The following is a 19,471-nucleotide window of genomic DNA, read 5'->3' as shown; positions in this document are numbered from 1 at the left end:
GACGGGATTCCTGACGCGAACGCTTTGGCGCGCGCACCCGGACGGGCATGGGATTAGCATAAGTGTCTGAATTATTTGACGAAGTCGACGAGGAAGTACGTCGCGAACAGCTCAAGAAGCTGTGGGATAAATATTCGATCGTCTTTATCGCACTGATGGTGCTGATCGTCGCCGCCGTGGGTGGCTGGCGCGGTTACCAATATCTTGAAGCCAAGAAGGCTGCCGAGGCCGGTGCTGCCTTCGAGAAGGCCGCTGAGCTGTCCGAGCAGGACAAGCATGCGGAGGCCGAGGCGGCCTTCACCGAGCTCGCTGCCAAGGCTCCATCGGGCTATCGCACCCTGGCGCGGCTGCGTGCTGCGGCCGAGGCGGCGGCCCGCGATCCCAAGGCAGGCGCCAAGCTGTATGACGACATCGCCGCCGACCGCAGTGTAGGCGGCGAGTGGCAGGATCTGGCAAAGATCCGCGCCGCCGGTCTCCTGCTCGACAGCGCCGGCTATGCGGACATGCAGCAGCGGCTGGAAGCCTCGACCGCACCCAAATCGACCTTCCGTCACACCGCCCGCGAGATGCTGGCGCTGTCGGCCTGGCGCAACAACGATGTGACTGCGGCCCGCAAATGGCTCGACGCGATTGCCGAGGACGGCGAAACGCCGCCCGGCCTGCGCTCACGCGCCGAGGCGCTGCAGGCCCTGCTGCCGCCCGTAGCGAAGAGCTGAGCCGAGAGCTGAGACGAGATACCGACATGCGCCGCACGCCACGCTTGATCGCAACCGCCGTCCTGATCGCCTTCACGGGCGTGCTGGGCGGTTGCTCCAGCTTCGATCCGAGCGACATGCTCGACTTCCTCGACACCAAGAAGAAGCTGCCGGGCGACCGCAAGCCGGTGTTCCCGGAAGGCGTGCCCGGCCTCGAGCAAGGCGTTCCGAAGGATATGTACAAGGGCGCCCAGCAACAGCCCGATCCGAACGGACCCGCCGTTGCGGCTCTGCCCACCGAGCCTGCGCCCGAGCCGAAGCCGGCGAAGGGTGCCAAGGCGAAAAAGACCAGGCAGCCGGCCACCGCAGCCGTCGCGCCGGCTGAGGCGCCCGCCGGCGAAGTCGACGGCGAGGCCCAGCCCGAGGCCGCGCCGCCCGCGGCCACGCCGCCGCCCAGGCAGAAGATCGTGCGCAAGCGCACCACCGCGCCGCCGCCCGATCAATCCGTCCAGCAGGCGCAACCGACCCAGACCACCCAGCAGCAAACGCAGGGCGCCTTCCCGGCGCCCATGCCGAGCGGCAGCTTCTCGCGCTGATTTTTTCATTTCATTGACAGGCGCGGCTCCGGCAGCGCACGAATGACCCATGTCCTTTAAGATTGCCATTATCGGCCGACCCAATGTCGGCAAGTCGACGCTGTTCAACCGTCTGGTCGGGCAGAAGCTCGCGCTTGTCGATGACCTCCCCGGCGTCACCCGCGACCGCCGCGAGGGCGAGGCCAGGCTCGGCGATCTCGACTTCACGATCATCGACACCGCCGGCCTCGATGAGGGTGCCAAGGGCTCGCTGACCGCCCGCATGCAGGAGCAGACGGAGGCCGCGATCGCACAGGCCGACGCGCTGTTCTTCGTGATTGATGCCCGCATGGGCCTCACGCCCAACGATCGCGCCTTCGCCGATTTCGCCCGCAAGGCCAACAAGCCGGTGATGCTCGTCGCGAACAAGAGCGAAGGCAAGCACGGCGATGCCGGCGCGATGGAGGCTTTCGCGCTCGGCCTCGGCGATCCCATCCAGATCTCGGCCGAGCATGGCGAGGGCCTGGGTGAGCTCTATGACGCCTTGAGAGAGCTGATGCCGGAGCCCGTCGAGGAGGATGAGGTCGAGGACGACGAGCCGCTGACGGAGGAAGAGGCGGCCACGCGTCCGATCCGGGTCGCGATCGTCGGCCGGCCCAACGCCGGCAAGTCGACGATGATCAATCATCTGCTCGGCGAGGAGCGCCTGCTGACGAGCCCGGAGGCGGGTACCACGCGCGATTCCATCGCGGTCGAGATCAACTGGAAGGGGCGCGAGTTTCGGGTGTTCGACACCGCAGGTCTGCGCCGGCGCTCGCGGATCGAGGAGAAGCTCGAGAAGCTCTCGGTCGCCGACGCACTGCGCGCGGTGCGCTTTGCCGAAGTCGTCGTGATGATGATGGATGCGCAGAACCGCTTCGAGGAGCAGGATCTTCGCATTGCCGACCTGATCGAGCGCGAGGGTCGGGCCGTCGTGCTCGCCGTCAACAAATGGGACCTGATGGAAAGCAAGGGCGGCGGCGCGATCTCGAACCTGCGCCGCGATGCCGATCACTTGCTGCCGCAGATCAAGGGCGTGCCGATCGTCGCCGTCTCCGGCTTGATGGGCGAGGGCATCGATCGATTGATGCAGGCGATCCAGGATGCCTATGCGCTTTGGAACAGGCGTGTGTCGACCGCGGCGCTGAACCGCTGGTTCGAGGAGGCGGTCCAAGCCAATCCGCCGCCGGCCGTGTCCGGACGACGACTCAAGCTGAACTACATCACGCAGACCAAGGCCCGCCCGCCAAGCTTCGTGTTGTTCTGCTCGCGTGCGGACGCGGTACCGCAGTCGTATCTGCGATATCTCACCAATTCGCTGCGTGAGGCCTTCGAGCTGCCGGGCACGCCGGTGCGCATCACCTTGCGCGAGAAGGCCAATCCGTTCGCCCACAAGCGCAAGCGGCCGTCGTGAGCAACGACGCCGGCGAGGCGATGGCGCAGGGCGCAGCGCCAGTCCGGCGCGGTGCGGTCGCCTTCATCTTCGTCACCATCCTGCTCGACATGCTCGCGCTCGGCGTGATCATGCCGATCCTGCCAAAACTGATCGAGAGCTTCGTCGACAACGACACGGCCCATGCGGCCCGCATCTTCGGCCTGTTCGGCACCGCCTGGGCGCTGATGCAGTTCGTATTCTCGCCGGTGCTCGGCGCGCTGTCGGACCGCTTCGGGCGGCGGCCGGTGGTGCTGCTGTCGAATTTCGGGCTCGCGGCAGACTATGTGCTGATGGCGCTGGCGCCGTCGCTGGTCTGGCTGTTCGTCGGCCGCGTCATCTCGGGCATCACCTCGGCCAGCATCTCGACCGCCTTTGCCTATATCGCCGACATCACGCCGCCGGAGCGGCGCGCAGCGGTGTTCGGCAGGATTGGCGCTGCATTCGGCGCCGGCTTCGTGCTGGGCCCGGCGCTGGGCGGCCTGCTCGGCGATATCGATCCGCGCCTGCCGTTCTGGGCCTCGGCGGCCTTGAGCTTCGCCAATGCGCTCTATGGGCTCTTCGTCCTGCCGGAATCGTTGGCGCCGGACAAGCGCGCGCCGTTCCGCTGGAGGAGCGCCAATCCGCTCGGAGCGCTCCGCCTGCTGCGTTCCAACGCGGTGCTCGCCGCGCTGTCCGTCGTCAATTTCATCGCGCAGGTCGCGCATGTCGTGTTGCCCTCGACCTTCGTGCTCTACGCCACTTATCGCTACGGCTGGGATTCGAAAACCGTGGGGCTGACGCTGGCGATGGTCGGCATCTGCGCGATGGTGGTGCAGGGGCTCGCGATCGGCCCGATCGTGCGTGTGCTCGGCGAGCGGAACGCCTTGTTGCTCGGCCTGTGCTGTGGCGCGATTGGCTTCGTGATCTTCGGCGCGGCGCCGACCGGGCCGCTGTTCTGGATCGGCATTCCCGTGATGTCGCTGTGGGGCATTTCGGGCGCCGCCATGCAATCGCTGATGACGCGGCTGGTCGCGCCGGATCAGCAGGGCCAGTTGCAGGGCGCGACCGCGAGCGTGCAGAGCGTGTCGCAGCTCGTCGGCCCGTTCCTGTTCACGCTGACGTTTTCATATTTCATCGGCGCCAGCGCGCCGTGGCAGCTGCCCGGCGCGCCGTTCCTGCTCGCGGCGGTGCTGATGGTGGCGTGCGCGGCGATCGCGGTGCGGGCGCTGGCTGTCGCCAAGGGGCCTTGAAGAGGGCCGTCATGGCCGGGCTTGTCCCGGCCATCCACGTTCTTCGTCCGGTCCAGAACGTAGATGTCCGGGACAAGCCCGGGCATGACGTCGTGGAGGCAGTTGCGCAATTGCTACGCCCTTACTTCTTCACCAGCGGGCACTCGCTGTCCTTGAGCGGCTTGGCCGCGTCTTCCGCCGCGATCGTGGCGATCTGCTTGTAGTAATCCCACGGTCCCTTCGATCTGTCGGGCTTCTTCACCTCGAACAGATAGGCCGGGATGAGACGACGCCCATCCTCGCGCAGCGGACCCTTGCCGAACAGCGGATCGTCGGTCGGAAGCTCCTTCATCTTGGCGACGACCTTGGCGCCGTCATGCGGATTGCTGCCGAGCGCGTCCATCGCCTTGAGATAATGCAGCACCATCGCGTAATTGCCGGCCTGCGTCATGGAGGGCATCGCATTCTTGTTGGCCAGCGCCGAGAATCGCTTCGACCAGGCGCGGGTCTGCTCGTTCATGTCCCAGTAGAAGGATTCCGTGAAGGTCAGGCCCTGGGCGGTCTTCAGACCCAGCGAATGCACGTCGTTGATGAACAGCAGCAGCGCCGCGAGCTTCTGCCCGCCCTGCACAATGCCGAACTCGGCGGCCTGCTTGATCGAGTTCGTGGTGTCGCCGCCGGCATTGGCAAGGCCCACCACCTTGGCCTTGGACGATTGCGCCTGCAGCAGGAAGGACGAGAAGTCCGCGGTATTGATCGGATGCTTGACGCTGCCGAGCACCTTGCCGCCGTTCGCAGTCACGACCGCGGTGGTGTCGCGTTCGAGCGCATGGCCGAAGGCATAATCTGCGGTCAGGAAAAACCAGCTGTCGCCGCCGGCCTTGGTCAGCGCCTTGCCGGTGCCGTTGGCCAACATGTAGGTGTCGTAGGTATAGGAGACCGTGTTCGGCGTGCAGGCCTTGCCGGTCAGGTCGGCGGAGGCCGCGCCGGAATTGAGCAGCACCGAGTTCTTTTCCTTGACCAGGTTGCTGACCGCCAGGGCGACACCGGAATTCGGCGTGTCGGCGATCGCATCGACCTTGTCGTTGTCGATCCATTGCCGGGCAATGTTGACGCCGACGTCCGGCTTGTTCTGATGGTCGCCGCTGATGACGTCGATCTTCCAGCCCTTCTTGAGCAGGCCGGAATCCTCAACGGCCATCTTGATTGCGACCACGGAGTTCGGGCCGCCGATGTCGGCATAGAGGCTCGACATGTCGTTGAGCACGCCGATCTTGACGGTCTTGTCTTGAGCGAAGGCGGATGTGGCAAAACCGAAGGCGGCACAGGCCAGAAGGGCCGCGGAGCGGCGCGCGAACGTCGTCGTCATAAAAGGTTTCCTCCATTGTCAAACATGCGGACGGCTCTCTTAAACGGAGCCTTGTTCCGGCTGATGGCTCTACCGTGTCCCACGGCCGGCGGCAATGCGCCTAAAGCCGGATGACGCTGCGTCGCAGCGTCCTCCCTCGGTTAACTTTTGGGCAAAATGCGTCGAGACGCTATTTCAGCGCGTCCGATGTCAGCTTGAATTTCTGGATCCGCTTTCCGGTGTCGACCTCGGCGGTATAGACGTTACCCTTGGCGTCGATCGCCATGGCATGCACCCAGTGGAATTGTCCGGCATTGCGGCCGTTGTGCCCGAAGCTGCCGACCACGCTGCCGTCCTCGCGCCTGATCACCCTGATCTCGTTGTTCTCACCGTCGGCGCTGAGCAGCCAGGTCTGCTTCGGATCGGGCCAGATCGCGATGTCCCACACCGCGCCGTTGCCGAGCGTGTTCTTCTCGAAGAAGAACTCCTTCACGAAGGTGCCGTCCGTCTTGAACACCTGGATGCGGTTGTTGATGCGATCGCAGACGTAGACAAGCCCGTCATTGGCGAGCTTCACGCAGTGGACGGGATTACCGAATTGCTGCGCAACCGGCGCTTTGGGATCGTAAGGAGCCTGCTTGGTATCGTCAGGCTTGTTGCCGTAGGCGCCCCAGTGCCGCTTGTAGGCGAGCGTGGTCGCATCGAACACGATGACGCGGCGATTGCCGTAGCCATCGGCAACGTAGATTTCGTTGGCGGCCTTGTCGATCGCGGTCTCGGCGGGCTTGCCGAGCTGGGTCGTGTCGCTGCTGCCGAGGCTCGGCGCGATCTTGCCGATCTGGGCGACGAACTTGCCGTCGAGCGTGAATTTCAGGATGGCGTTGTCATTGTCGGCATTGCCGCCGACCCAGACGAAGCCGCGCTCGTCGACCTCGATGCCGTGCTCGCGGCCGACCCATTCATAGCCTTCGCCCGCGCCGCCCCACGATCGCAGCAGATTGCCATCCGTGTCGAATTCGAGCACGGGCGGCGCCGACACGCAGCATTTCGAGCGGGGCGGGGTGAGGCTCGCGCCTTTCTCGTCGTCGGTGAGCGAGCGTGGGCGATGGATCACCCAGATGTGGCCCTGCCAGTCGACGGTGATGCCGCCGACCTGGCCGAGGATCCAGTTGTTCGGCAACGGCTTTGGCCAGGAAGCATCGACCGCGAAGGTCGGGACGTCGCCGGCGGTTGCCGCGCCCGGAAGCGCGAACGCGACGGCCGCGATCAGGACGGAGAGGACGCGAGAGACATTTGCGAGCGCATGCGTAGAGCCTGCGCGATTCCGCCATGGCGCCATGGCAACCTCCCTTTATTGGCCTGCAGCTTGCTGCCGCTTGAGCGCGGGCAGTCAATCGCGGGGAGGCGGTCAAGTCAATCAGGCCGGGGAGCGGAAGCTCATCAAGGTCCGGGTCTTGTAGTCGTAGAACTTGCCGGTCTCGGTCCAATCCGGCGCGCACATCGGCACGATGAATTCGGCGACCTGCTCGGCTGTATCGAGCGTCGCCGGATCCTCGCCCGGCATCAGCGTCGCGCGCATCCGGGTGCGGACGGGGCCCGGATTGAACAGATTGACGCGCAGCTTGGTGTTCGCGGTCTCCTGCGCCCAGGCGCGCGCCAGCGTTTCCAGCGCCGCCTTGGAGGCGGCGTAGGGGCTGACATAGGCGGTCGCCTTGTTGGCCGCGCCGGAAGTGACGAACACCGCGCGGCCGGCGTCCGACTGCTTGAGCAGCGGCTCCATGCAGCGGATCAACTGGAAATTCGCGGAGACATTGACCGCCATCACGTCGGTGAAGGCCTTCAGCTCGATATGGCCGATCGGCGAGGAGGGGCCGAGCACGCCGGCATTGCCGACCAGGATGTCGAGCTTGCCGTAGCGTTCGTGCAGGCCGGCGCCGAGCCGCGCGATGCCGTCGGAATCGGTGAGGTTGAGCGGCACCAGCGTGGCGCTGCCGCCGTCCTTGCGGATCTCGTCGTCGAGCTCTTCCAGCCCGCCCTGCGTGCGCGCGACCGCAACGATATGCGCGCCGGCCCTGGCCAGCGCTTTTGCCGTGGCGAAGCCGATGCCGCGCGAGGCGCCGGTGACGAGAGCGATGCGGTTGGCGAGGGGATTTGTCATTGAAAGGTTCTATCCAGCGTCGTCCTGGCGAAAGCCAGGACCCATACGCCGTGACGTTTATGGCTAGGGAAGATGATTGTCACACCTTCTTCGAACCAGAAAGGCCTGTGGTAATGGGTCCTGGCTTTCGCCACGACGACGAGCCTAGCTCGCCTCCGCCAGCAACGACAATTGCCGCGGCTGCTGCTCGGTCTGGGTCTGGTCGGTGAGGTGGGTCGGATAAGCCCCGGTGAAGCAATGATCCGAGAATTTCGGATTGGCGGGGTCACGGCCGGGCTCGCCCATGGCGCGGTACATGCCGTCGATCGACAGGAAGGCGAGCGAGTCGGCGCCGATGATCTCGCGCATCTCTTCCAGCGAATGTGTCGCCGCAAGAAGACCACCACGGTCCGGCAGATCGATACCGTAATAGTCGGGATAGAGGATCGGCGGCGAGGCGAGGCGGAAATGCACTTCCTTGGCGCCGGCATCGCGCATCATGCGGACGATCTTCTTCGAGGTGGTGCCGCGTACCAGCGAATCGTCGATCAGGATGATGCGCTTGCCTTCGATCGCGGCGCGGTTGGCCGAATGCTTCATGCGCACACCGGATTCGCGGATCGCCTGCGTCGGCTGGATGAAGGTGCGGCCGACATAGTGGTTGCGGATGATGCCGAGTTCGAACGGGATGCCGGAATGCTGGCTGTAGCCAACCGCCGCGGGCACGCCGGAATCCGGCACCGGCACCACGACGTCGACCGGCACGTGGCTCTCGCGCGCAAGCTGGGCACCAAAGGCCTTGCGCACCTCGTAGACCGAGCGGCCGTGGACGATGGAATCCGGACGGGAGAAGTAGATGTACTCGAAGATGCAGGGACGCGGCGCGATCGGCGGGAACGGCTTGTGGATGTCCTGCCCGTTCTCGTCGAACACGATGACCTCGCCGGGCTCGATGTCGCGGACGAAGCGTGCGCCGATGATGTCCAGTGCGCAGGTCTCGGAGGTCAGGATCGGACAACCATCGAGTTCGCCGAGCACCAGCGGACGGATGCCGCGCGGATCGCGCGCGCCGACCAGCTTCTTGTTGGTCAGCGACACCAGCGCATAGGCGCCCTCGATCTCGCGCAGCGCGTCGATATAGCGTTCGATGAAGCGGCTGCGCCTGGAGCGCGCGACCAGGTGCAGGATCACCTCGGTGTCGGTGGTCGACTGCATCATCGCGCCGTTCCTCACGAGCTCGCGGCGCAGCGTCAGGCCGTTGGTGAGATTGCCGTTGTGGGCGACCGCAAGGCCGCCGGCATTCAGTTCGGCGAACAGCGGTTGCACGTTGCGCAGGATCGTCGCGCCGGTGGTGGAATAGCGGACATGGCCGACTGCCATTGTGCCGGGCAGGCGATCGATCACCTCGCGGCGGGAGAAGGTGTCGCCGACGAGGCCGAGGCGGCGTTCGGAATGAAAGCGGCCGCCGTCATAGGAGACGATGCCGGCGGCTTCCTGGCCGCGGTGCTGAAGGGCATGCAGGCCGAGCGCCGTGATGGCGGCGGCATCGGGGTGGCCGTAGATGCCGAAGACGCCGCATTCCTCGCGCAGCGTATCCCCCTCCAGATCGTCTTGAAGTTCCAGCGCGGCCGGGCCGAGATCAAGTAGGGCGTCCTGGTCAGGATTTCGCATCTCGTCCGAGCCTCTCGTTAGGGCTTAATCAACGCGCCGCGGGTTTCTCGATCAGCTTTTTAAGGCTGTCACGAGCCGGTTTGCTGTATCCGTCGCCACTGCCCGAAGGCTGCTGCTCGGAATCAGTTTGCTCTTCATCTGGTTTGTTTTTCTTGAATCTCTTCAAGATGGTGTTCTCGGGGTCGTCAGGCAAGAGGGCCATCAGCCAATCCCCGGTTCCCTGCAGCACCACGCGGGATTTGGCCCCCGTGACCCAATCCGGGCGCTGCTTGTCCGGCACGAGCCAGGTGAAGAACAGGAAGGCGACCACGACGATCAAAAGTCCGCGCGCCAGCCCGAACAGAAAGCCGAGGGTGCGGTCCAGTGCGCCGATGCGCGAATCCAGGATCATGTCGGAGATCCGGACCGTGATCACGGAGACCACGACCAAAGTGCCCACGAACACGCCGGCAACCACGACCACGCTCGCGACGGTATCGTTGTTGAAATAGGTCTTTGCGGTCGGCAGCAGCTTCGAGAATGAATAAAGCGTGACAATCGCCGCCGTGCCCCAGGCCGCGATCGACAGGATCTCGCGCATGAAGCCGCGAACCATGGCGAGCAGGCCCGAAATCAGCATCACACCGAGCAGGATCAGGTCGAGGATGGTTACTGGCATCGGCTGGTCTGGTCCGCTCGTACTTCAAGGTGCTCAGCGAATCGGTGCTTGGCCGCCGCCCTAAGTGAGGGCCAGACGACGTTCCCGGCAAGGCCGCAACCACGCAATCCCATGCTGCTTTTGTGACGGCTGTATAGCGGCGAGGGCGGGGGACGTCACCACCGGCTAACCCTCTCCACGGCGGAATCTTGCTGGTGTGGCATTTTTCTCTGCCGGTGCGCTCGAGTCGCCCCGCCGGGAGCCGCGTGCGGCGATCTCGGCGACCAATGTCGTCAGGCTGTTGATCGCGTTCAGCGACAAGCCGGCATCGCCGCCGGCTTCGCCCCGGGCCGATTCGGGCAGAACGGCACGCTGGAAGCCGAGTTTTGCCGCTTCTTTCAGCCGGGCCGGGGTCTGCGCTACCGGGCGCACCACGCCGGACAGCGAGATCTCGCCGAAATAGACCGCATCGGAGGGCAACTGCGCATTAACCAGCGAGGACACCAGCGCCGCCGCGGCGGCCAGATCAGCCGCGGGCTCGTGGATGCGCAGGCCGCCCGCGACGTTCAGATAGACGTCGTGGCCGGACAGCTTCACCCCGCAATGGGCTTCCAGCACCGCCAGCACCATCGATAGCCGGCTCGGATCCCAGCCCACCACGGCCCGGCGCGGGGTGCCGAGCGAGGTCGGCGCCACCAGTGCCTGCAATTCGACCAGAACGGGTCTTGTACCCTCGATACCCGCGAAGACTGCGGTGCCGGGCGTGCCGAGATCGCGCTCCGACAAAAACAGCTCGGAAGGATTGGTGACTTCGCGCAGGCCAAGCCCGGTCATCTCGAACACGCCGATCTCGTCGGTCGGCCCGAAACGATTCTTCACGGCGCGCAGGATGCGGAATTGCTGCGAGCCTTCGCCCTCGAACGACAGCACCGCATCGACCATGTGCTCGACCACGCGAGGGCCGGCGATCTGTCCGTCCTTGGTGACATGGCCGACCAGGATGATGGCCGCGCCGGTCCTTTTGGCAAAACGGATCAGGGCCTGCGCCGAGGCGCGCACCTGCGTCACCGTGCCGGGTGCCGATTCCACCGTGTCGGTCCACATGGTCTGGATCGAATCGATCACGATCAGCCGCGGCACCGCGCCCTCAGACAGCGTCGAGACAATGTCCTCGACCGACGTTTCGGCGGCGAGCTGCACCGGCGCATCCGACAGCCCGAGCCGTTCGGCGCGCAACCGCACCTGCGCGACCGCCTCTTCGCCGGAGATGTAGACGACGCGGTGTCCGGCGCGCGCGAGCAGGCTTGTGGCCTGCGTCAGCAGCGTCGACTTGCCGATGCCGGGATCGCCGCCGACCAGCAGCACCGAGCCGCGGACAAAGCCGCCGCCGGTCACGCGATCGAGCTCCGTCATGCCGGAGGACAGGCGCGGGGCGTCCTGGGTTTTTCCGGACAGGCTCTCGAGCGCGAAGGTCCGCCCCTTGCGCTTGGAGCGGATCGACACCGGCACGCTGCCGGTCGTGTCCTCCTCCGCGAGCGTATTCCACTCGCCACAGGACTCGCACTTGCCCTGCCAGCGGTTATAGGCCGCGCCGCAGTTCTGGCAGACGAAGGAAAGTGTGTTCTTGGCCATGGGGACAGCGAGTCCGGGGACAGCGAGTCGGGGGTTTCAGGTTTGCTGATAGCACGGAATGACGGGTCGAGAGAGTGAGTCCGGGCGCTCCCCGAAGCCCGGCTACGGCTGCGCCGCGTTCCAGAGCATGGAGAGGCCGGCCGCGATCATGATTGCGTCCATCACCAAGCGGAACATCTCCGGCTTCAAGCGCAGCACGAAGCGTTTGGCGATGAAGGCGCCGGCCATCAGCGACGATCCTGCGACCAGGCCTTTGACGAACACATCGCCGGTCAGCGCGCCGAAACGTTCGAAGGTCACGGATTTCGCAACATAGAGCCCGAGCGAAGATGCCGCTTCGGTGGCGAGGAAAGCGCCGCGGGACAAGCCGTAGAACAGGAATAGCGGCACGCTGAGCGGGCCGGTGGAGACGACGATGCCGGTGAGATAGCCGATGACGGCCCCACCGATCGCCAGATGCCAGAGATTGGCCTTGAGATCGTGCCGCGCCAGCCAGTGCCGAACCGGCACCATCGCGATCAGGAAGACGCCGATGGCGAGATCGACGGCGTGCGAGGGCAGGGCCAGCAGCGTCCGCGCGCCGAGCACGGCGGCTGGAATGCCTGTCACCGAATAAGCCGTGCAGGCCCGCCAGTCGACCTCGCGCCACCAGGCCAGGATTCGTGACAAGTTGGCCATGACGGCGGCCAATGCCATGATCGGCACCGCCTCCTTTGGCCCATAGGCATAGACCAGCACCGGCATCAGCATGATCGACGAGCCCGTGCCGACGATGCCGGAAATGGTGCCTGCGACGAGGCCGACGATCAGGACGAACAAGAAAGCCAAACCAGTCTCCACGAATCGGGAGAGTTTAGCCGCGGCCAGCGGCGCGGGCGATCCGCGAGGCGAGAGAACCTTATCTTGCCGAGAGCCCGGCGTTAACCATCGCCGACGGTTCCAGTCTGAGCGAAATCGCTTCGAAGTTTCTTAAATCTTACTGGGTACCTCTCTTGGGCATAGTGACCTGGGGGAAGAAGAGTATGGGTAAGCGAGCCAAACGCGGAAAGGCGCAGACGTTCGCAATCCCGATGGCCGCGAGAGTTGCAGTTGGCGCCGTCGCCGTCGCAGCGTTGGGGTACGGCTTGCTGTCCCGACCGGCGAACGTGCAACCGGCACGAAAGCCGTCCGCGCACGAAGCCCAAGCGTCATCAACTCCGGTTTACGTCTCAACGCCTGTTCATGCATCAGCTCCGACGCCGGCTTCGGCTCCGCTTACGGCCCCGGCGCCTCTGGTCGAACCGCCCAAAGCGGCTGACGTTCCCGGAGCATTCGTGCGGCAGGTGGTTGACTACGCCAGCCGCCAGACGCCGGGCACCGTGATCATCGATACCAAGAACACATTCCTCTATCTCGTTCTGAACGACGCGCAGGCACTGCGCTATGGCATCGGTGTTGGCCGCGAAGGTTTCACATGGTCCGGTGAGCAGACTGTGGCTCGTAAGGCAGAATGGCCGGATTGGCATCCGCCTGCGGAGATGGTCTCGCGTCAGCCTTATCTGCCGCGGTTCATGGCCGGAGGTCCTGGCAACCCGCTCGGCGCTCGGGCGATGTATCTGGGCGAGACCGAATATCGAATTCACGGCACCAACAAGCCCGATACGATCGGGAAGCGGGTCTCGTCCGGCTGTATCCGACTGACCAATGAGGACGTCGTTGACCTCTATGATCGCGTGAAAGTCGGCGCGAAAGTGATCGTGCTTCCGACGACCGTTGCCCGCCGAGCACCCCAGGGAGCGCCAGCCGACGCCGCTTTCCGATTACCGGACCCGGCATCACCGCCGAACCGGCCCTCGGCAACTCACGCGCAGATGCCGTCATCTGGAGCGAAGATCGCCGAGGCGCAGTAATTCGTCCTCCGTCCTCATCCTGCAACGGAGGACAAGGAGGCAATTCAAGTCGCCTACGAGGTCATCCGGTCGGAAGCTTGTGACAGGCACAAACAATTTATGGCTTGTAGGGCGGAGGACAGACCACCACCTCGCCCGAAGAACTTCTCCGGCACGGCTCAGTCACCCCGATTGCGGTATGAGTATAAGCGTAGCTCAGAGCTGCGCCGGTTAGAGCAGCACCAAGGATTGCAATTTGCCATCGCAATTTCATGCCGTCGACGTCCCCGAAGAGGGGCGTCGACGGGCTGCCCCTTCATATCGAAGCCCGAGCTGTCTCCCGTAGGCCCTTCGCATCGCATGACGCGCTGCTGCGATGAAGTCCACGCTCCACCGTGTCGACGACCGCTTCTGAAAACATCCCGCCAGTGTTTGCCCGACGCGTCAAATCAGTGTTTCGGAGCATGCGTAACCCATTGATTTGCCAGCCATCGGCTACTGTGCATGGGGTTGTTTTTCATGTTTTTGTTGAGTTGGCGCGGCAAGTCGGTGCTCGCAGCACATGGGGCAAGTCCGGCTGCGCGCTGCTGACAGCATGTTGGCAGCAGGGTCCGGCTACGACCATCTCCTGACAAAACAAAGAGTGGGTCATGCGGGTCGAGGGAAGCTGTCATTGCGGTGAGACGGTGTTCGAGGTGACGGAGGCGCCCGCGAGCGTCACCCGTTGCACCTGTTCGCTCTGCGCCAAGCGCGGCGCGTTGTGGGCCTATTACACGCCGGCGCAGTTTCGGCTGCTGTCGCCCGCGGAGAACCTCGCGACCTATCTCTGGGGCAGCCGAACGGTCAAACACCATTTCTGCGCAAGCTGCGGCTGCGGTACCTATTCGGAGTCGCCGGACTGGTCGACCGGCAAGCCCGATTTCGACAATCCGAGGGTCGCCGTCAACGCGCGCCTGTTCGACGAGTTCGATCTCGAGACCGTGCCGGTGACCATGATCGATGGCAAGAATTTATGGTGAGCATGCGCTCTCGCGCATGTCTGCTGCTCGTCCGTGCTCTTGAGGCACTCTTGAAAAGCTGATCTGTTTCCGGCCCGACAGAAAAAGGGGAGGAAGCCGATGATGCGTCTTTTCGCGCGAGTGATGCTCGCGATGTGTCTGGCCGTTGTAGCCGGCTTCAATGCGCAGGCGCAGACCAGGCCCAAGGTCACGACATCAGGACCGGATTTCCCCAAGGCCGCGCTGTTCGTCGGCAACAGCTTCTTCTATTACAACAACGGCATGCCCGGGCATCTCTCCTTCATGGAGCGGGCTGCGGACCCTGAAAACAAGACGGCCTATCGCAACACCATGGCGACGATCGGCGGTTCCGGCCTCGATTGGCATGACATGGACAACCTGCTGCGGCCGGGTGGCCTCGGCGCCTATTCGTTCGACGAGCAGAACAACGTCGTCTTCAACAAGCCGGGCAGGCAGTACGACGCCGTCGTGATGATGGATTGCAGCCAGTGCCCCATCCATCCGCAATTGAAGGACGCGTTCACGACCTTCGTAAAGAAGGACAGCGAGATCGTCCGCGCCAACGGCATGCGGCCGGTCTTGTTCATGTCCTGGGCTTACGCCGACAAGCCTGAGATGACGGAAGCGTTGGCCGAGGCCTACACAATCGCAGGCAATGCCAATGATGCGCTGGTGATCCCCGCAGGTTTTGCCTTCGCGCGCGTGCGCAAGCTGCAGCCCGAGCTCAATCTGTATGCGCCGGACAAGCGGCACCCGAGCCCCGCAGGCACATATCTGGCGACCTGCGTGACGTTCGCCGCGCTGACCGGCCGCTCGCCGGTCGGCAATTCCTACACGATGGGACTGGACGGCCCGACGGTGGAGCTGCTGCAGAAAGCAGCGTGGGACACGGTGCAGGAGTATTACGGGCGTTGACCTAGCGCAGCACGACCCACGCCGGTGCGTGGTCGCTCGCGCCTTCTTCGCCGCGAACCTTCTTGTCCACGCCGGCTTTTGCCAGGCGTGAGACGAGGGCAGGGCTGAGCAGGAGATGGTCGAGCCGCAGGCCCGCATCTCGCGGCCAGCGGTTTCGCTTGTAATCCCAGAAGGTGTAGATGCGCTGCTCGGGGTGCAGTTCGCGGATCGCGTCACACCAGCCTTGTGCCAGCAGCGAGGCAAAGGCCGCACGGCTCTTCGGTTGGATCAAGGCATCCTTGTCCCACGAGCGCGTCGGATAGATGTCGAGCTCATCAGGTGCAACGTTGTAGTCGCCGGCGAGCACCACGGGCAGCTCCTGCTTGAGCAAGGTTCTGGCATGGCGCTTGAGCCGCGCGAACCAGTCGAGCTTGTAGTCGAATTTCGGTCCCGGCTGCGGATTGCCGTTCGGCAGGTAGATGCTGGTGACGATGACACCGCGTACCGCGGCCTCGATGTAGCGGGCTTCGTGATCGGCAGGTTTTCCCGGCAAGCGATCGCGGGTGAGAATGGGCTCGGCATTGCGGGCCAGGATGGCGACGCCGTTCCAGGTCTTCTGTCCACACCACACTGCGCCGTAACCGGCCTTTTCGATCGCGGTCGCCGGAAATTCGCCATCACTTGCCTTCAACTCCTGAAGTGCGACGACATCTGGCTTCGCCGTTCGCATCCATGCCAACAGATTGGGCAGGCGGCGATTGATGTTGTTGATGTTGAATGTCGCGATCTTCATGTAGAGCTACCGGCTCCTGCCTTCCGCTACCGGAGAAACAATGTCCAAGTTGAGCTTTGCCGTCATCGCCGTCGCCGTTGCGTTCTCCGGGGTTGCCTCGGCACAATCATCCGATCCGCGCGGCGCGTGCAAGGCGGACTATGACAAATTCTGCGCCGGCATTGCGCCGGGCGGCGGCATCGTCGCCTGCCTCAACGCCAAGCGCGACAAGCTCAGCGCAACCTGCAAGACGGCGCTGGACAGCAGGAAAAGAAGTAGGCGGCAAGCCGCTCAGCCCGGCAGCGGCGGCGGGCTTGTGGGCTGTTCGACCGATGGCGGAGCGGGCGTCTGCTGCTCGACCGCCTGCGCGGAAGCCGGCCTGGCCAGCGGCTCCACCACGTTCCCGCCCTTGTAGATGCGGGCGTAGCGGCGGCCGAGGCTGGTCAGCACCTCGTAGCCGATCGTTCCGAAATGATGCGCGAGCTCGTCGACGGTGATGCCCTCGCCGAGCAGCGTGACCATGTGGCCGCGCCGCGCCGCGTTCGGCGGCAGATCGGTGATGTCGATCGCGATCAGGTCCATCGAGACGCGGCCGGCGACCGGACAGCGCTTGCCGGCGACGATGACCTCGGCGCCGCGGGTGCCGTCATTGGAGCTTGCGGCGCGGAAATAGCCGTCGGCATAACCGACCGCGATGATCGCGAGTTTCGTCGGCCGCCGTGCCGTCCAGGTGCCGCCATAGCCGACGCTCTCGCCGCGCTCGACATTGCGGATCTGCACGATGCGGGCCTTGAGATCGACCACCGGCTGCATCGGATTGTCGGCCTCGGGCGTCGGGTTGACGCCGTAAAGCGCGGCGCCCGGCCGCACCATGTCGAACTGGAAGGGCGCGCCGAGGAAGACGCCGGACGAATTGGCGAGCGCCGCCGGCACGCCGGAGAATTCGCTGGCGATGCCGCGAAAGGCCGCGAGTTGCTTGGCATTCACCGGGTTGTTGAGCTGCTCGGCCGAAACCAGATGGCTCATCACCAGCGTAATGCCGTGATCGCCGGCGTTGATGCGGGGGATGATAGCCTGCGCTTCCGCAAGCGTCAGGCCGAGCCGGTTCATGCCGGTGTCGATGTGGATGGCGGCGCCACCGGTCCAGCCGGTGCGGCGGCAGAACACGTCCCATTCGGCGAGCTCGTTGAGATCGCCGATCACGGGGCGGCAGTTGATCTGGGCGTAGTGTTCGCCGGTGTTCTGGAAATAGCCCCCGAGCACGTAGATCGCAGGCTCGGGCACCTCCGCGCGCACCTTACGCGCTTCCTCGATGGTAGCGACGAAGAAGGTGTTGCAGCCGGCCTTATTCAGGGCACGCGCGACCTGCTCGGCGCCGCAGCCATAGGCGTCTGCCTTGATCACCGCCGAGCATTCGGCCGGCACCGCCGTCTTCTCGAGCTTACGCCAATTGGCGATGATGGCATCGAGATCGACGGTGAGCACGCCGCCGAAGGTCGCGAGCGCGGCAGCCTGATTGGCCTCCGCGGAGAGAAGGCCGGATTGCGGGATCATTTTCGGGTCGGACGCCATTGTCATGGCGCCGTTTTACGCAAGAGGCCGGTCAGGTTCAACCCAGGGAACTCAGTAGTCGCCGCCGCCGCGGTCCGGCACCTGGCTGTCCGGCGCAAGGTCGCCGAACCGAGTGACCGACGCTTCGAAGGCCAGATCGACGGTGCCGGTGGGGCCGTGGCGCTGCTTGCCGATGATGACTTCGGCCTTGCCGTGCGCAAGATCCATGTCCAGGCGCCATTTTTCGTGCTCGGGTGTGCCCGGGCGCGGCTCCTTGTTTCCGAGGTAATATTCCTCGCGATAGACGAACAGCACGACGTCGGCGTCCTGCTCGATCGAGCCGGATTCGCGCAAATCCGATAGCTGTGGCCGCTTGTCGTCGCGTGATTCGACCTGGCGCGAGAGCTGCGAAAGCGCAATCACGGGCACGCTGAGTTCCTTGGCGAGCGCCTTCAGACTGGTCGTGATCTCGGTGATTTCCTGCACGCGGTTTTCGCTGCGCTTGCCCGAACCCGACAAGAGCTGGATGTAGTCGATGACGATGAGGTCGAGGCCCTTCTGCCGCTTCAGCCGGCGGGCGCGCGCCATGAGCTGCGCAATCGAGAGACCGCCGGTCTCGTCGACATAGAAGGGCAGCGACTGCAGCTCGATCGAGACCTCGCGGATCTTCTCGAAATCGGCCTCCGAGATGCCGCCGCGGCGGATCGACGAGGAGGGAATGCCGGTGCGCTCGGCCACGATACGCGTGGCGAGCTGGTCGGCAGACATTTCGCAGGAGAAGAAGCCGATGACGCCGCCATGGGCGGCCTTCATGGTGCCGTCGGCCTGGAGTTCTGGAACGTAGGCCCGGGCGACGTTGTAGGCGATGTTGGTTGCAAGCGACGTCTTGCCCATGCCGGGGCGGCCGGCGACGATGATGAGGTCGGAGTGCTGCAACCCGCCCATCTTGGTGTCGAGGTCGCGCAGGCCCGTCGAGATGCCCGACAGCTTTCCATCGCGCTGGAACGCTTTCGCGGCCAGATCGACCGCAAGCGTCAGCGCCTGCGAAAATTTCTGGAAGCCTCCGTCATAGCGGCCGGATTCGGCGAGTTCGTAGAGGCGGCGCTCGGCGTCCTCGATCTGCGCCCGCGGCGCGAAGTCGACCGGGGCGTCATAGGCGACATTGACCATGTCCTCGCCGATGCCGATCAGGTCGCGTCGCAATGCCAGATCGTAGATGGTGCGCCCATAATCCTGCGCATTGATGATGGTGGTCGCTTCGGCGGCGAGGCGCGCCAGATATTGCCCAATGGTCATGCCGCCGATGTCGGTGTCGGCGGGCAGGAAGGTCTTCAGGGTGACGGGCGTCGCGATCTTGCCCATCCGGATCAGGCTGCTGGCGGTCTCGAAGATGGTCTGGTGCAGCGGCTCGAAATAATGCTTCGGCTCCAGAAAATCGGAGACGCGGTAAAACGCGTCGTTGTTGACCAGGATCGCGCCCAGAAGGCTCTGTTCCGCCTCGATGTTATGCGGCGCGCTCCGATAGGCCGGGGTTCCGGCTTCGGGCGCGAGTTTGAGAACGTTCGAATCAGTCAGGGCCATGGTCGAGCGATAGCAATTTTCTGGGGCGGATGCGGGGCCGGGATAAAGCGCCGCCTCAGCCCAAAGCGGAAGCAAAAGCTCGCCGCTATCAACCGATCATTAAAATGGTGGATGATTGACCGCCGCAGCACGCGCCGCGCTTGACGGATTTTCGTGGAACCAGGTCGCGGCCTAGATGCGGTCGTTACGCACCCCGGAAAACGCCCGATGAAGTGAACCTGACGGGTTGCCGGGCAGACATATCGAGACGCGCGCAAATGACGCACGGCGAGGCGCTTTTGGCTCGGTTTAGACCAGCAGGAGGTAGACCAGTGCAACCAGGGCCGCCCCGACGCCGGTAGCGATCAGGGCGTAATCGGTGCGGAGGTCGTCCTGCACGTCGAATGAGGTTTTGGTCTTGTTGCTCATG

Annotated in this window: 17 protein-coding genes and 1 pseudogene; 8 read left to right on the top strand and 10 right to left on the bottom strand. The window is 64.5% G+C overall.

Annotated elements, in window-relative coordinates; genetic code table 11:
* The first annotated feature begins 62 nt into the window (after positions 1-62).
* The 4 genes from AB3L03_RS02815 to AB3L03_RS02800 are packed head-to-tail and all read left to right on the top strand — an operon-like array spanning position 63 to position 3,973.
* Entirely contained in the window at positions 63-716 is a 654-nt protein-coding gene (locus AB3L03_RS02815) for a tetratricopeptide repeat protein (protein ID WP_018459142.1), read from the top strand.
* 26 nt (positions 717-742) lie between these two features.
* Complete coding sequence (locus tag AB3L03_RS02810; protein WP_026233742.1) at positions 743-1,291, top strand: hypothetical protein; 549 nt, start codon at positions 743-745, stop codon at positions 1,289-1,291.
* Positions 1,292-1,340: 49 nt separating this feature from the next.
* Positions 1,341-2,723 carry a ribosome biogenesis GTPase Der gene (gene der / locus AB3L03_RS02805; RefSeq protein ID WP_018459140.1) on the top strand — a complete coding sequence of 461 codons (1,383 nt, stop codon included), beginning with the start codon at positions 1,341-1,343 and terminating at the stop codon, positions 2,721-2,723.
* Positions 2,720-3,973 carry a tetracycline resistance MFS efflux pump gene (locus AB3L03_RS02800; RefSeq protein ID WP_018459139.1) on the top strand — a complete coding sequence of 418 codons (1,254 nt, stop codon included), beginning with the start codon at positions 2,720-2,722 and terminating at the stop codon, positions 3,971-3,973. The genes der and AB3L03_RS02800 overlap by 4 nt, the downstream gene beginning before the upstream one ends.
* Before the next feature lie 121 nt (positions 3,974-4,094).
* Here AB3L03_RS02800 and AB3L03_RS02795 read toward each other — a convergent pair whose 3' ends face one another.
* The 7 genes from AB3L03_RS02795 to AB3L03_RS02765 all read right to left on the bottom strand — a co-directional run bounded on the left by AB3L03_RS02795 (position 4,095) and on the right by AB3L03_RS02765 (position 12,205).
* Positions 4,095-5,321: an ABC transporter substrate-binding protein gene (locus tag AB3L03_RS02795; RefSeq protein WP_368508206.1), complete on the bottom strand. Its 1,227-nt coding sequence runs from the start codon at positions 5,319-5,321 to the stop codon at positions 4,095-4,097.
* 169 nt (positions 5,322-5,490) lie between these two features.
* Positions 5,491-6,639 carry a hypothetical protein gene (locus AB3L03_RS02790; RefSeq protein WP_247297480.1) on the bottom strand — a complete coding sequence of 383 codons (1,149 nt, stop codon included), beginning with the start codon at positions 6,637-6,639 and terminating at the stop codon, positions 5,491-5,493.
* Between the two features lie 78 nt (positions 6,640-6,717).
* Positions 6,718-7,458: an SDR family NAD(P)-dependent oxidoreductase gene (locus AB3L03_RS02785; RefSeq protein WP_018459136.1), complete on the bottom strand. Its 741-nt coding sequence runs from the start codon at positions 7,456-7,458 to the stop codon at positions 6,718-6,720.
* Between the two features lie 144 nt (positions 7,459-7,602).
* Positions 7,603-9,108: an amidophosphoribosyltransferase gene (gene purF, locus AB3L03_RS02780; protein WP_018459135.1), complete on the bottom strand. Its 1,506-nt coding sequence runs from the start codon at positions 9,106-9,108 to the stop codon at positions 7,603-7,605.
* A gap of 28 nt (positions 9,109-9,136) precedes the next feature.
* Positions 9,137-9,766, bottom strand: a complete 630-nt coding sequence (locus tag AB3L03_RS02775; protein WP_007592055.1) for a CvpA family protein — start codon at positions 9,764-9,766, stop codon at positions 9,137-9,139.
* A 165-nt stretch (positions 9,767-9,931) separates the two neighbouring features.
* Complete coding sequence (gene radA / locus AB3L03_RS02770; RefSeq protein WP_018459134.1) at positions 9,932-11,377, bottom strand: DNA repair protein RadA; 1,446 nt, start codon at positions 11,375-11,377, stop codon at positions 9,932-9,934.
* 102 nt (positions 11,378-11,479) lie between these two features.
* Positions 11,480-12,205, bottom strand: coding sequence for a sulfite exporter TauE/SafE family protein (locus tag AB3L03_RS02765; RefSeq protein ID WP_018459133.1), 726 nt, complete (start codon positions 12,203-12,205; stop codon positions 11,480-11,482).
* Between the two features lie 194 nt (positions 12,206-12,399).
* Here AB3L03_RS02765 and AB3L03_RS02760 point away from each other — a divergent pair, with 194 nt between their 5' ends.
* From AB3L03_RS02760 to AB3L03_RS02750, 3 genes are all read left to right on the top strand, one after another.
* On the top strand, positions 12,400-13,266 hold the full coding sequence (locus AB3L03_RS02760; RefSeq protein WP_026233741.1) for a L,D-transpeptidase: 867 nt from the start codon (positions 12,400-12,402) through the stop codon (positions 13,264-13,266).
* A 629-nt stretch (positions 13,267-13,895) separates the two neighbouring features.
* Positions 13,896-14,264 (top strand): GFA family protein, encoded by a 369-nt coding sequence (locus AB3L03_RS02755; protein WP_018459131.1) that lies wholly within the window; start codon positions 13,896-13,898, stop codon positions 14,262-14,264.
* Between the two features lie 99 nt (positions 14,265-14,363).
* The gene (locus AB3L03_RS02750) at positions 14,364-15,179 is read left to right on the top strand and encodes a hypothetical protein (RefSeq protein ID WP_018459130.1); all 816 of its coding nucleotides are present in this window, start codon (positions 14,364-14,366) and stop codon (positions 15,177-15,179) included.
* 1 nt (position 15,180) lies between these two features.
* Here the strand turns inward: AB3L03_RS02750 and AB3L03_RS02745 are convergent, their stop codons facing one another.
* Positions 15,181-15,951 carry an exodeoxyribonuclease III gene (locus AB3L03_RS02745; protein ID WP_204510983.1) on the bottom strand — a complete coding sequence of 257 codons (771 nt, stop codon included), beginning with the start codon at positions 15,949-15,951 and terminating at the stop codon, positions 15,181-15,183.
* Positions 15,952-15,991: 40 nt separating this feature from the next.
* Between AB3L03_RS02745 and AB3L03_RS02740 the strand changes: the two are divergent.
* A pseudogene (locus tag AB3L03_RS02740) lies at positions 15,992-16,204 on the top strand (hypothetical protein); the annotation flags it as partial.
* A 17-nt stretch (positions 16,205-16,221) separates the two neighbouring features.
* Here AB3L03_RS02740 and alr read toward each other — a convergent pair.
* Together alr and AB3L03_RS02730 are read right to left on the bottom strand one after the other, a co-directional pair.
* Complete coding sequence (gene alr / locus AB3L03_RS02735; protein WP_368509121.1) at positions 16,222-17,502, bottom strand: alanine racemase; 1,281 nt, start codon at positions 17,500-17,502, stop codon at positions 16,222-16,224.
* A gap of 51 nt (positions 17,503-17,553) precedes the next feature.
* Positions 17,554-19,062: a replicative DNA helicase gene (locus tag AB3L03_RS02730; protein ID WP_018459126.1), complete on the bottom strand. Its 1,509-nt coding sequence runs from the start codon at positions 19,060-19,062 to the stop codon at positions 17,554-17,556.
* Positions 19,063-19,471: the final 409 nt, after the last annotated feature.

Origin of the sequence: Bradyrhizobium lupini (assembly GCF_040939785.1) — a bacterium.
Taxonomy (GTDB): domain Bacteria; phylum Pseudomonadota; class Alphaproteobacteria; order Rhizobiales; family Xanthobacteraceae; genus Bradyrhizobium; species Bradyrhizobium canariense_D.
The sequence above is the reverse complement of the archived record's forward strand: the minus strand, read 5'-3'. Positions and strand labels throughout refer to the sequence as shown.